Source organism: Streptomyces sp. NPDC060194, from assembly GCF_042728285.1.
GTDB lineage: Bacteria > Actinomycetota > Actinomycetes > Streptomycetales > Streptomycetaceae > Streptomyces.
On record NZ_JBHWZH010000157.1, the window covers coordinates 1 to 12,617 of the forward strand.

The 12,617-nt window shown below is 74.5% G+C and carries 12 protein-coding genes and 1 pseudogene; 7 read left to right on the forward strand and 6 right to left on the reverse strand.

The annotated features are described in order from the left end of the window. Positions 1–37: 37 nt before the first annotated feature. Together ACFWEG_RS25020 and ACFWEG_RS25025 are read right to left on the reverse strand one after the other, a co-directional pair. Positions 38–1,465: a serine hydrolase domain-containing protein gene (locus tag ACFWEG_RS25020; protein ID WP_387219237.1), complete on the reverse strand. Its 1,428-nt coding sequence runs from the start codon at positions 1,463–1,465 to the stop codon at positions 38–40. A 54-nt stretch (positions 1,466–1,519) separates the two neighbouring features. Next, on the reverse strand, positions 1,520–2,875 hold the full coding sequence (locus ACFWEG_RS25025) for a chloride channel protein (RefSeq protein ID WP_387219239.1): 1,356 nt from the start codon (positions 2,873–2,875) through the stop codon (positions 1,520–1,522). Between the two features lie 193 nt (positions 2,876–3,068). Between ACFWEG_RS25025 and ACFWEG_RS25030 the strand changes: the two are divergent. The 5 genes and pseudogenes from ACFWEG_RS25030 to ACFWEG_RS25050 form a co-directional block, all read left to right on the forward strand. Continuing rightward, positions 3,069–3,293: pseudogene (locus tag ACFWEG_RS25030) on the forward strand (hypothetical protein); the annotation flags it as partial. Positions 3,294–3,521: 228 nt separating this feature from the next. Next, a complete protein-coding gene (locus ACFWEG_RS25035) occupies positions 3,522–3,719 on the forward strand; it encodes an alpha/beta fold hydrolase (protein ID WP_387219242.1) in 198 nt (65 codons plus the stop codon). Positions 3,720–3,731: 12 nt separating this feature from the next. Further along, positions 3,732–4,664 carry a phosphotransferase family protein gene (locus ACFWEG_RS25040; RefSeq protein WP_387219245.1) on the forward strand — a complete coding sequence of 311 codons (933 nt, stop codon included), beginning with the start codon at positions 3,732–3,734 and terminating at the stop codon, positions 4,662–4,664. 107 nt (positions 4,665–4,771) lie between these two features. After that, positions 4,772–4,972: a hypothetical protein gene (locus ACFWEG_RS25045; RefSeq protein WP_387219248.1), complete on the forward strand. Its 201-nt coding sequence runs from the start codon at positions 4,772–4,774 to the stop codon at positions 4,970–4,972. A gap of 104 nt (positions 4,973–5,076) precedes the next feature. After that, positions 5,077–6,090, forward strand: a complete 1,014-nt coding sequence (locus ACFWEG_RS25050) for a LacI family DNA-binding transcriptional regulator (RefSeq protein WP_387219251.1) — start codon at positions 5,077–5,079, stop codon at positions 6,088–6,090. Between the two features lie 36 nt (positions 6,091–6,126). Here ACFWEG_RS25050 and ACFWEG_RS25055 read toward each other — a convergent pair whose 3' ends face one another. Genes ACFWEG_RS25055 through ACFWEG_RS25070 form a run of 4 tightly spaced genes read right to left on the reverse strand, consistent with a single transcriptional unit; the run spans position 6,127 to position 10,255 of the window. Then, positions 6,127–6,942 carry a carbohydrate ABC transporter permease gene (locus ACFWEG_RS25055; protein ID WP_387219254.1) on the reverse strand — a complete coding sequence of 272 codons (816 nt, stop codon included), beginning with the start codon at positions 6,940–6,942 and terminating at the stop codon, positions 6,127–6,129. 1 nt (position 6,943) lies between these two features. Further along, positions 6,944–7,831, reverse strand: coding sequence for a carbohydrate ABC transporter permease (locus ACFWEG_RS25060; protein WP_387219256.1), 888 nt, complete (start codon positions 7,829–7,831; stop codon positions 6,944–6,946). Continuing rightward, positions 7,806–9,113 (reverse strand): ABC transporter substrate-binding protein, encoded by a 1,308-nt coding sequence (locus ACFWEG_RS25065; RefSeq protein ID WP_387219258.1) that lies wholly within the window; start codon positions 9,111–9,113, stop codon positions 7,806–7,808. Before ACFWEG_RS25065 ends, ACFWEG_RS25060 begins: the two co-directional genes overlap by 26 nt. 44 nt (positions 9,114–9,157) lie before the next feature. Next, a complete protein-coding gene (locus ACFWEG_RS25070) occupies positions 9,158–10,255 on the reverse strand; it encodes an LLM class flavin-dependent oxidoreductase (RefSeq protein ID WP_387219261.1) in 1,098 nt (365 codons plus the stop codon). A gap of 450 nt (positions 10,256–10,705) precedes the next feature. Between ACFWEG_RS25070 and ACFWEG_RS25075 the strand changes: the two genes are divergently transcribed. After that, the gene (locus tag ACFWEG_RS25075) at positions 10,706–11,581 is read left to right on the forward strand and encodes a YhjD/YihY/BrkB family envelope integrity protein (protein WP_387219264.1); all 876 of its coding nucleotides are present in this window, start codon (positions 10,706–10,708) and stop codon (positions 11,579–11,581) included. Positions 11,582–11,648: 67 nt separating this feature from the next. Continuing rightward, on the forward strand, positions 11,649–12,584 hold the full coding sequence (locus ACFWEG_RS25080) for a phosphotransferase family protein (RefSeq protein WP_387219267.1): 936 nt from the start codon (positions 11,649–11,651) through the stop codon (positions 12,582–12,584). The last annotated feature ends 33 nt before the right edge of the window (positions 12,585–12,617 follow it).

Below are 12,617 nucleotides of genomic sequence, written 5' to 3' on the forward strand. Positions count from 1 at the left end.
ATCCGGGGTGACGGCCCACGCCGTCGTACGGACCGGCTCAGGCCACGTCGGGGCGGGTCATCAGCGGGTGGCTGAGATGGAGGTCGAGGCGGGGGCCGGTGAGGGGCGGGGTGCTCCAGGTGGCGGTCGCGGTGCCGGTGGTCGTGTCGACGGCCAGGCGGACGCGGTGGGGCGTGGTGACGACGCGGAGGTCGGCGACGAAGGTGGCGTCCCGCCAGGCGCCGGAGGCGAGGACGGGGCGGCCGAGCGGGGCGCTCTCACGCCACTCGCCGTGGCCGGCCGCCACGGCGGGGAACGCACCGAGCCGTACCCGCCATCCGCCTGCGGCAGGCTCGACCGCGACCGCCGTTCCTTCGGGCAGGGCCGACAGCACGGGCGAGGCGTCGAGGCGGGCGGTGACCGTGCGGCCGGAACCCGCGCAGCCCGCCACCGGCGGCAGGGACAGCCGCCGGAGCCGATCGGCGAGCAGCTCGTCGTCGCGGGCACCCGCCGGGTGGCCCAGGCCGGGCAGCAGGCACGTGCGGACCGCGTCGAACACGTCCTGGGAGTCGGCCTCGGCGGTGACGGCGACGACCAGGTCGTGGGCCGGGAGCACCACGCACTGCTGCGCGTACGAACCGTGGCCGTGGAAGCCGTCGGGTGACATCCAGAACTGGTAGCCGTACCCGTGGGCGAAGTCCGACTGCGGGGCGCCGTCGAGGATCCACTCGCTGTCGACGTGGCGGCGCGTCGCCCGCTCGACCCAGCCGCCGGGAACGAGCTGCCGGTCGCCCCACCGTCCGCCGTTGCGCAGGAGCTCGCCGAAGGCGGCGACGGCCTCGGTGGTCAGGTGCAACCCGTGGAAGCCGAACGCGGCGCCGCTCGCGACCCGGTCCCACTCCGCGTGGTCGATGCCCATCGGCCCGAACAGCCGCGCGTCGAGGAACTCCGGGAGGCCGAGGCCGGTGACCCGCTCCACCATCCGCGCGAGGAGGTACGTGGTCGCGTTGTCGTAGACGTGCCGGGTGCCCTCGGGGTGAGCGAACGGCACGCTCAGGAAGCCCTTCACCAGGTCCTCGGGCTCCCGCTCCCACGCCTCGGTGAGGCTGTCGTCCGGGTGCCCCGCCGTCATCGACAGCAGATGGTGCACGGTGATGCGGCGGCCCTGCGCCGAGACGTCGGCCGGTACCCGGTCCGGCAGCACGTCCACCAGGCGGTCGTCGAGCGAGAGCAGCCCGTCGCCGATCGCGAGGCCCACGGCGACGGCGGTGAACGACTTGGTCAGCGAGTAGAGCAGGTGCGGGCGGTCGGCGGTGTACGGCGCCCACCAGCCCTCGGCCACGACGGCGCCGCGGTGCACGATCATGAGCGAGTGGGTCTCCCCGGGGCGCGCCTCGATCCTGTCGAGGAAGGCGGCGATCGCGGGGGACGACAGCCCCGAGGCGGCGGGTGCGGAACGCGGCAGCAGAGCGCGGGTGGGCGGCATCGGGACTGTCTACCAGCGGTGATCCGGCCGCGGCCACGGAGTTTCCGCGCGCCGTCAGGCGGGCCGTGGGCTCTTCGGCGCTTCGAGGCGACGGTTGAGCGCGAGGGTGGTGAGGTGGGCGACGACGGCCGCGGCGACGATGAGGGGCATCTGGTCGTGGGCGTCGGCGCCCATGAGGAGGACGGTCAGGACGGCGCCGCAGAGGGGGAGGCCCATGACGGCGGTGGCCGCGGCGGCGAGGCCGAGGGCGAGGGCGGGGGCTGTGCCGAGGCCGGGGAGGGCGGCGCAGGCGATGCCGGCGGCCGCGCCGAGGAGGAGGGAGGGGAAGATCGGGCCGCCGCGGAGGGCGCCGAGGCACAGGCCCCAGGCCAGCCCCTTGCACACCAGCAGCGCCACCAGGGCGGCCACCGACCAGGCCGCCGGATCGGCCGCCAGCTCGGCCAGCGTCTCCTGGCCGGACAGCGCGGCCTCCTCCGGCGAGCGGCCGGTGAACAGCGCGTACGCGGTCAGGGCGACGCCGACGGCGAGGGCGCACGCCACCGTACGGACCGCCGTGTCGCCCCGGGCCGTCCACGCGGCGGTGGTCCGGCCGAAGCGCCGGGTGAGGGTGAGCGCCGCGGCGATCAGCGCGGCGAGCGGCAGGCCCCACAGGAAGTCGCCGGCGTCCGGGGTGGCGGTGGGCGGCAGGGTGGGCAGGGTGAGCGCGCCGGTCTCCAGGCCCGTCCACTCGCCGAAGCCGGTGAACACCAGCGCGCCGGCCGCGCTCGCCGCGAGGCACGGCAGCAGCAGGGCGACGAGCTGCGCCCCGCCCAGGCCCGCCGCCTCGACGACGAGGAGCGCGGCCACCAGCGGCCCGCCCAGGATGGTCGAGATCGCGGCGGTCGATCCGGCCGTCGCCACGACGGCCGAGGCCCGCGGGTCCTGCGCACCCCGCATCCGGCGTACGGCGAGCAGCGCAAGCCCGCTGCCGACCGCCATCAGCGGGGCCTCAGGCCCCAGCACCACGCCCAGCGGCAGCGTCAGCAGCGCGGCCAGCACCACACTCGGCAGCTCGCGCGGCCCGATCGGCGCGCCGCCCAGCCCGTTGACCGGCAGGTGGCCGCCATGGCCCGGCATCCGGGTCACGATCGGCGCCAGGATCAGCCCGGCGAGGGCGAGCGCGGGCAGCGGCCACCACCACGGGGCCTCGTCGTACCCCAGCGCCGCCGGGAGCGACCGCCAGACCTCGTGCTGCAGCCAGTGCTGGAGCCCCACGAAGAAGTAGCAGGCCAGAGCGATGGGGATGCCGAGCAGCACGGACAGCAGGAGCACGCGGACGTAGTGCCGGCTCAGCACCGGATGCCGGGCCGGGCCGTCCGCGGCGCCGGTGTCCGCCGCGCCGGCGTCCGACGCACCCGCCGCCGTCGTCATCGCCCCACCACCGTGCGCACGCCCGCGTCCCGCTCCGCCGTGCCCGGGCACACCCCTGCGCTGACGCTCGCTACGACCATCCCCCCATCCAAGGCCACCCCCCGCCCCAGGGCGCGCGCGACTGCCCCGAACGGGGCAATCCCCGCTGGCGCCCCCGGCAGAGTGCGACGCAGGCCGTGACTGGCGCTGGGGGGGGGAGGACGTCAAGCCCGGTGCGGTCGTTCTCGACGCGGGGTACAGCCACGGCAACGTCGGGGACGCCGACTTCGCCGCCGCCCGCACCCGCGCCGCCCTCATCACCCCCTTCCCCGGCGGCGTCGGCCCGATGGCCATCGCCGTCCTCCTCGCTCAGACGGTGGACGCGGCGGCGGCCCAGCTCGACGCCCGGCCTACCCGTCGGTGGGGCCCGCCGCGATGACCGCGTCCAGGGGGGCGCCCGAGGTCTGGAGGGCGGTGATCGCCTCGGTGATGCGGGCGCGCTCGTGGCGGAGGTCGCGGACGAGGTCGGGGCGGACGGGGGCGAGTGTGGGGCCCTCGTCGCGGACGCAGGGGAGGACGCGGGCGATGGTGGCGGTGGGAGGCCGGCGGCGAGCCCGGCCTTCCCGGCGCCGGGCGCACCCCGTGCGCCGAGACGCTCGACCAACTCGTGACCCCGTCCCGGCATCGCGGACTCGCCGAGGGCATCCCCGGCGCGCGGTACGCGGAGATCGCGACGGGGCATCTGCCGTTCGTGGAGCGGCCGGAGGAGTGGGGACGGCTGATGGCGGACTTCCTGCGCGAGACCCGCCACGGGAGCGAGACCCGCCACGGGGGCGAGAGCCGCGACGGGGGCGGGGCGTCGTGATGGGGTGGCGCGATGACTGCACCTGTGCGCCCGGAGCTGCCGCCGTTGACCCTGACGTGGGTCGACTCCCGCCTTCTGGACGGCGAACACGTCATCCGGAGCGAGGTCCTTCGCGAGGGCGTCACCGCTGAGATGCGTCGACTGACCATCCGCCGACAGGGCTCCGCAACCCGGGAGCTGGTCCTCCGGACGGTCGTCGGCGTGGCGCACGCCGAGGAGTGGTTGACCCGGGAGGCGGGGGCGCTGCGGATGCTGGCCGCGGCGGACGGGGTGCCGGCGCCGGAGCTGGTGGCCGTCGACGCGAAGGGCGTGGCGTGCGCGCATCCGTCGCTGCTCATGACGCTCCGGCCGGGGCGGGCGGTGTACGGCGACGCCGGGCTGGAGGAGCGTGTTCCGCTGCTGGCCCGGCAGTTGGTGGCGATCCACGGCCTGCGCCCGGAGCGGAGACCGCCGGTGTTCACGACGCTGACGACGGCGGAGAGCGTCGTCGTACCGGCCGGGGCGGACGCGGGGGTGTGGGCGGGTGCGAGGGAGGTCCTGCGGGGGCCGGTGCCGGCGTACGAGGGGAGGTACCTGCACCGGGACTTCCACCCGGGGAACGTGCTGTTCGACGGCCCGAGGATCACCGGGGTGGTCGACTGGGCGCAGCCGTCGTGGGGCCCGGCGGACCTCGACGTCGCGCACCTGTGCACCACCCTCGCCCTGCTGCACGGCCCGCCGTGGGCGGCGCGGGTCGCCGAGGCGTACGAGGAGGCGGGCGGGGTGCTCGCCGGGAGTGCGGGGGCGCGGTGGTACTGGCGGCTGCGGGACGCGCTGGCGGTGTCCGAGGAGCTGGAGCTCTTCGCGCGGCCGTGGCGGGAGGCGGGGCGCACGGAGTTGACGCCGGGGGTGGTGGCGGGGCGGCTGGACGCGTACGTCACCGGGCTGATGGAGGAGCGCGGGTGAGCACGATCGGACGTGGGATGTCAACTCCCGCTCATCGCGGCCGGATTACGGGGTACCCGTAGGGTCCTGGCGGCCGGACGGGCCGCGGACGAGACGAGGTGGGTCGGATGGTCTGGGTCGTGCTGGTGGCGCTCGCGCTGGTCGGCGCGGAGATGGGGTTCGACAACGCGCTGTTCTGGCTGGGGGCGCTCACGGCGGGCTATCTGCTGCTCAAGCAGGGGCCCCGCAGCCGCCGGGTGTGGGTGGTCCGGCGTGAGCGCCGCCCGCGCTACGGGTTCTTCGGCCGGCGGGCGCGCCGGGCGCTCTGAGGCGGGCGCGCGGGGCCCGTACGCCGGGGCCCCGGACATTGCGGTCGTGTGGCGAAGCCGCGGCGCCGCGGCCCGGCCGCGAGCCCGGACCGTAGGCTGGGCCGGTGGAGCACGGGATCGGGTTGGGGGAGGTCGCCGCGCGGGCCGGGGTGTCGGTGCGGACGGTGTCGAACGTCGTACGGGACACCGGGCGCTTCTCGGAGGCCACGCGCGAGCGGGTGCTGCGGGCGGTGGCGGAGCTCGGCTACCGGCCGAACACGGCGGCGCGCCGGCTGCGGACCGGGCGCAGCGGCGTACTGCTGCTCGCCGTACCGGAGTTGAGCATGCCCTACTTCGCGGAGCTGGCCGGGCATCTGCTGCGGCAGGCGGCGGGGCACGGGTGCACGCTGCTGGTGGAGGCGACCGGGGGGCGGCCGGAGGCGGAGCTGGACATCGTCCTCGGCCGGACGGACCCGATGGTGGACGGGGTGATTCTGAGCCCGCTCGCGCTGGACGACACGGCGGTGACGGAGTCGGCGGCACGGCGGCCGCTCGTCCTGCTCGGTGAGCAGGTGCACGACCTGCCGTGCGCGCACGTGACGATCGACAACACGGCCGCGGCCCGCGAGGCGACGGCGCACCTCCTCGGCCGCGGCCGCCGCCGGGTCGCCGTCGTCGGCCGGCAGACGATCCCGTTCGCGGCGACCTCCGCGACCCGCCTGAACGGCTACCGGCAGGCGCTGGCCGCAGCGGGTCTCGGGTACGACGAGCGGCTCGCTCCCCCGGTGGCGGAGTACCACCGTGCGGACGGCGCGTCCGCGATGCGGACGCTGCTCGACCTGCCCGAGCCGCCGGACGCGGTGTTCTGCTTCGCGGACGCGCTCGCGGCCGGGGCGATGCACGCCGTCAGGGAGCGCGGGTTGCGGGTGCCGGAGGACGTGGCGGTGGTCGGCTTCGACGACGTGGACGAGGCGCGGTACGCCGCTCCCCCGCTGACGACGATCGCCCCGGCGAAGGAGGAGCTGGCGCGGCTGGCCGTCGCGGCGCTGCTCGACCGGGTGGCCGGGGCGGCCCCCACCGGTGGGGGGCCCTCGATCCTGCTCGCCGGTCACGCGCTCGTCGTGCGCGAGAGCTCGTGACCGGCGGGCACCTGACGTCGGCCGCACACGGGGGCGTCAGCCCCGTACCGCGCCCGCCGTCAGCCCGGTGACGAAGTACCGCTGCAGCAGCACGTACACCACGACCACCGGCGCCGAGGCGACCACCACGCCCGCGAAGAGCAGCGGGTACTGCGTCTGGAACTCGCCCTGGAAGTCCAGGAGGGCGAGCGGGAGGGTGCGGTTCTCCGAGGAGCGGATGAAAAGCAGCGGGTACAGCAGCTCGTTCCAGTCCATGACGAACAGGAACACCGCGGTGGTCGCGAGCGCCGGCCTCGTCAGCGGCAGGGCGATGGAGCGAAAGGCCCGCAGCGGACCCGCACCGTCCAACTCGGCGGCCTCGTAGAGCACTTCTGGGATGGTGCGCAGGAATCCGCCGAGGATGAAGACGGCCGTCGGCAGCGTCATCGTGATGTTCACGAGGACGAGGCCGAGGAGGCTGTCGGTGAGGCCGAGGCGGTCGAAGAGGACGTACTGCGGGACGATCGCGGCCTGTGCGGGCACGGCGAGCCCGGCGACGAGGACGCCGAAGACGGCCCAGCTGATCCGCCCCGGCACCCGCGCGCAGAAGAACGCGGCGAGGCCGGCGAGGACCAGGGTGATCAGCACCGCGGCGGCGGTGACGAGCACGCTGTTCAGGAACGCGGGCCCGAGTCCGCCCTCGTCCACCGCCCGGCGGTAGTTGTCGAACGAGGGCGAACTCGGCGGCGCGAGCGGCGACTCGAAGAGCTGGGGCAGGGTCTTGAAGGTGCCGAAGAGCACCACCAGGAGCGGGACGACGATGACGGCGGCACCGAGGGTGAGGGCGAGCGGGCGTACGGTCTTGTGCAGCACGTCAGGTCCTCCGCAGGGCTCGGCGCTGGAGCCAGGTGAGCAGGGCGATGAGCGCCATGAACACCAGGGACTGGGCGGCGGCGTAGCCGAACTGGTTGTTGGAGAAGGTGGTGTAGACGCGGGTGGAGAGGATGTCGAGCGCCGGGCTCGGAGGGTTGCCGCCGAGGCCGAGCACCAGGTCGAACGCCTTGAACGACTGGACGGTGGTGTACGCGACGACGATCCCGGTCGCCGGGGCCACCAGCGGCCAGGTGATGTGCCGGAACCGGGCCCACCGGCCCGCGCCGTCGATCTCGGCGGCCTCGTAGAGCTCGCGCGGGATCGTCTGCAGGCCGGCGACGAAGACGACCATCATCTGGCCGGCGTGGAACCACACCTGGGTGAGCGCGAGCCAGAGGATCGCCTTGTCGGGGTCGCCGAGGTAGATCGACTGCATCGAGTCCAGACCGACCGCCCGCAGCGCGGAGTTGAGCAGCCCGCCGTCGGCGTCGTAGACGAAGCGCCAGATGAACGCGACGGAGACGGACGACAGGATCGTCGGCAGGAAGAACAGCGCGCGCAGCAGGGTGGTGGTGCGGGTGGTGCGGACCAGGTACAGCGCGAGGCCGAGGGCCAGCGCGGTCTGCGCGAGGACGACGGTGACCGTGAGCTTGAGGTTGTTCTCCGCGGCGTTGAGGAACAGGTCGTCGTCGGTGGCGATCCGGGTGAAGTTGCCGAGGCCGACGTTGTTGAACGTCGCGCTGTAGCCGTCCCAGTCGGTCAGCGCGTACTGCACCGCCTGGAGGGTGGGGTACGCGAAGAGGAACAGGTAGAGGACGAGCGCGGGCACCGGGAAGATCCACAGTGCCCGCGCGGTGCGCGCCTTACGCGCGCTTCTGGTCGATGACACGCTGGGCCTCCTCGGCCGCCTTCGCCGGCTTCGTGCCGCCGACGACCGCGACCGCCGCGTTCTCCACCGCCGCCCGGATGTCCAGGTCGAGGAACTGGAAGCGGGGGGCGAGGAGGGTCTTGCGGGTCAGCCAGGGGGCGACGGCCTTCAGGTCGGGGTTGGTGTACTCGACGTCCTTGACGGTGACGTGCTGGCCGGTGCCGTTGGCGTACACGGCCGCGTTGGCGGGGTCGCTGAGGAACTCGAGGAAGGCGAACGCGGCCCGCTGGTGCGCGGACGCGCTGTTGACGCCGAGGACGAAGGTGGCGTTGAAGACGCCCTCGTAGCGGGCCTTGTCCGCGGTGGTGGTGATCGGCGCGACGAGGTCGAAGGGGAACTTCGCGCCGAGCGCGCGGACGCCGGCCATCTGGTAGGAGCCGGTCGCCAGGATCGCCGCCTTGCCGGAGGCAAAGGACTGGGTGACGGCGTCGGCGGTGGAGCCGGTGGCGCGCGGCTGGAAGTACGGCCGCAGCTGGGCGTACTGCTCCAGGGTGCTGAGGAACCAGTCGTCGGTGACCTTGTACTCGCCGGACTCGATCTTGGTGAACATGTCGTCGTCGGGCGCGTTGTTCATGACCATGGTGTTGAGCAGCTGGCCGGCGTTGCCCGCGTCGCCGCCGGGCCAGGCGAGCGGCACGTACTTCTCGCCCTTGAGGTCGTCCAGGAGCTGGAGGAATCCGTCCCAGTCCTTGGGCGCCTCGGTGGCGCCCGCCTTCTCCAGCGCGTCGACGTTGGCGAGCGGCATGTTGAAGACGAGCTGGTAGGGCAGCCCGTACTGGACGCCCTTGGCCGCGCCGGGGGCTATGAGCGCGTCGTCGTACCGGCCCACGACGTCCGTGCCGGTCAGCGGCGCGTAGACGCCGGCCTTGACGATCTGCTCGAACTGCGCGCCGCGGAACGCGGTGAACAGGTCGCCGGTCTTCGAGCCCTGGATGCGGCGGAGCGCGGTGGACTGGTAGTCGTCGGACGGCGAGATGTCCTGCTCGACGCCGGCGTCCGGGTGCTTCTTCACGAAGGACGCGATCAGCTCGGTCAGGACGGCCTTGTCCTCGGCCCGCCAGTGGGCGAAGGAGAGCGTGCCCTTGACCGCGCCGGAGGTGGCCAGGCCCGAGGGCGTGCCGGACGGCCTGCCGGCGTCGGCGCCGCCGCCGGGTCCGGCGCAGGCGGCGGTCGCGAGACCGAGGCCGGCGGCGCCGAGGAGCCGGAGGGCGGACCTTCTGTCGAGGAAGCGGTGCGTGGACATGCGGTGCCTCGCGATCTGTGAAGTGGGGTGAGGAGGAACGGGGTTCAGGCGGCGACGCGCTGCTGCGCGGTGGTGAGGAGCGGGCGGACGCACTCGCCGAAGCGGATGGCCTCTTCGAGGTGCGGCTGGCCGGAGAGGATGAAGTGCTCGATGCCGAGCGCCGCGTACTCCTCGATGCGCTCGGCGACCTGCTCGTGGCTGCCGACGAGGGCCGTGCCGGCGCCGGGGCGGACCAGGCCGAAGCCGGCCCACAGGTTGGGGTGGATCTCCAGGTTGTCGGTGCGGCCGCCGCTGAGTGCGGCCATCGCCCGCTGGCCGGAGGACTCCGACGCGGCGAACCGGGCGTGCGCGGCCCTCACCGCGGCCGGGTCGAGGGTGTCGAGGATGCGGTCGGCCTCGGCCCACGCCTCCTCGGCGGTGTCGCGGCTGATGACGTGCAGCCGGATGCCGTAGGACAGCTCGCGGCCCTCGGCGGCGGCGAGTTCGCGGACGCGGGCGATCTTCCGGGCGACCGCGGCCGGGGGTTCGCCCCAGGTGAGGTAGGTGTCGGCGTGGCGGGCGGCGACGGGGAGGGCGGCCTCGGAGGAGCCGCCGAAGAAGACCGGCGGCGGGCTCAGCGGGGGCCGGCGCAGGCGGCCGCCGGCGACGCGGTAGTGCTCGCCGTCGAAGTCGTACGGTTCGCCCGCCCACGCCGTGCGCAGCAGGTCCAGGAACTCGTTCGTCCGGGCGTAGCGGGCGTCGTGGTCGAGGAAGTCGCCGTAGGAGCGCTGCTCGTCGGCATCGCTGCCGGTGACGATGTTGAGCAACAGCCGCCCCTGGGACAGGCGTTGGTAGGTGGCCGCCATCTGGGCGGCGTGCGGCGGGGCGATGACGCCGGGACGGAAGGCGACGAGGAACTTCAGCTTCGTGGTCTGCGGGACGAGGGCCGCGGTGGTGAGCCAGGAGTCCTCGCAGTCGCTGCCGGTGGGGGTGAGGACGGCCTCGAACCCCGCCGACTCGGCGGCCCGGGCGACCTGGGCGAGGTAGTCGAGGCTCGGCGGGCGGGCGGTGGTCCGGGACTGCAGGGAGTCGCGGGCGGTGACACCGACGACGGTCCGGTCGTCGCCGGTGGTCGGCAGGAACCAGTGCAGACGCACGGTCATGAGGGTTACCCAATCCAGGAGGCGGGGCGGGGCGGTCCGGAGGGCTGGTGCAACGTTGCATCACAGGGTGGTGACGCGGCTGCTTCAACGTTGCACCGACGCGGGGGCGCAAACGGCCCGGCGGAGGCGGGCGCGCGGCGGCGGGGTCCGGTGTCCGGACGCGGAGTGCGGGAGGAGCGGGGCGCGGCGACGGGCGCGCAGGGGTCAACTACAGAGCTGCGCAGCGACCCTGAGCAGGTCGATGTGCGCGCGCTTCACGAGCTCGACGCCGGATCCCATGGGCCGGGACTATACACATGAGCTGCTTTCCGGCCGGCATGTCGTCTCGGTCGGTGGACACGAGGCGTCCGCGGTGTGACACGAACCCCGAATCGCCGCCGCGTCGCACGGTCGGCGTAACCCCGCGAGCCGGGGCCGGGAAGTGCGGGGCGGGGCGCGGAGGGTAGACGGATGAGTACCGAACCCTCCGCGTCCCCGGCCGCCCCGGCGCCTCCGACCGGCACCGCGTCCCCGCCGCGGTTCGTGACCGCGCTGGAGCGCCGGATGCCGTTCCTGCGGCGGCTGGTGGACCAGATCGTCGCGGTGCACCTCTTCGACTCCGCGACCCGGCTGGCCGCGCAGGCCTTCCTCTCCGCGATCCCCGTCCTGTTCGTGGTCGGCGCCTTCGCGCCGCAGGCGGTACGGGACCAGCTCGTCGCGTCGCTGCGGGAGGTGATGGGGCTCGGCGGCGGGGCGGTGGGCCAGGTGCAGGAGGTCCTGACCACGGACGACGGGGGCCTGCAGGAGCCGTACGGGGCGATGGGCGTCCTGGTCACACTGGTGTCGGCGACGGCCTGCAGCCGGGCGCTGCAGCGGGTGTGCGAGCGGTCGTGGGGGCTGCCGCCGGCCGGGCTGCGGATCGTCGCGTGGCGGTGGGTGGCCTGGCTGGCGGTGTGGCTGGTGGCCCTGATCGCGCAGGGCCTGCTTCACGGCGGGATCGGGGCCGGGCCGTGGCTGGGGGTGCCGCTGTCGCTGCTCTGCAGCACGCTGCTGTGGTGGTGGACCCAGCATCTCCTGCTCGGCGGGCGGGTGGCCTGGCTTCCGCTGCTCCCGGGGGCGGTCCTGACCGGGGTGGCGGTGGTGGCGGTGACCTGGGGGTCGCGGTTCGTGATGCCGGGGACGGTGGACCGGAGCGTGGCGCAGTTCGGGCCGCTGGGGGCGGTGTTCACCCTGCTGTCGTGGCTGATCGTGCTGTTCACGTGCGTGACGGTGGGGATCGCGGTCGGGTGCGCGGTGGCCCGGGAGGCGCCGGTGGCGCGGCGGCTGGGCGGTGCGCCCGCGGGGTGAGCCGTGGGCCGGACCGGCGGGCGCTACGTTGCTCCGTGACGTTGCCGGGAAGCGGGGAGGGGCGGTCGTGGGCGACCGGATCGCGGAGTTGCTGGGGCGGGCGGGGGTCGCCCCGGCGGGGCCGGGTGGTGAACCGTGGGCCGAACTGGCGGGCGGAACGTACAACACGCTGCTGCGGGTGCGGCGGGACGATGGCGGGCCGTGGTGCGTGCTCAAGGCGCCGCCGGCGGCGGGGACGCCGGGGATGAGCCATGAACGGGGGCTTCTGCAGAACGAGTTGACGTACTTCCGGGTCGCCGCGGGTGGGCCGGTGCCCGAGGTCCTGTACGCGGACGACGACTGCCTGCTGATGTCGGAGCTGCCGGGCCGGGCGTGGCACGAGGCCGCACTCGCGCCTGAGGAAGTGGGCTTTCTGCGACGGCAGTTGGGATCCGAGCTGGCCCGTGTGCACCGGGTCGCCGGCCCCGGCTTCGGGTATCCCGGCGGCGCGCTCGGGCCGTTGGCCCCGGACTGGCGGAGCGCCTTCACCGGCATGCTCGACGCGCTCTTCGCCGACGCCGAGCGGTACGGGGCCTGGCTGCCGCGCCCGTTGGACGAGATCCGTGCGCTGACGGCGCGGGCCGCGGGCGCCCTGGACGAGGTGACCGCACCCGCCCCCGTCCACTTCGACCTGTGGGAGGGGAACCTGCTGGTGGACGGGGCGCCGGGGGCGTACCGGCTGTCGGGGGTCATCGACGCCGAGCGGATGTTCTTCGGCGACCCGCTGGCCGATCTCGTGTCGCTCGGCCTCTTCGGGCGGGCGGAGGAGGACGCGGAGCTGATGGCGGGGCTGGGGTGGTCCGGGGTGGACGCCGGTGGACGGACGCGGCTGGCGCTGTACCGGACGTATCTGTACACGATCATGCTGACCGAGACCGTCCCGCGCGGGTCCGACGAGGAGGGCGTCCGCTGGACCCGCGAGCACGCGGGCGGGGCGCTCGCCGACGCGCTGGCCCGGCTCTGAACGGGCGCTGCCCGCCACCCCTCCGGCGAGGGG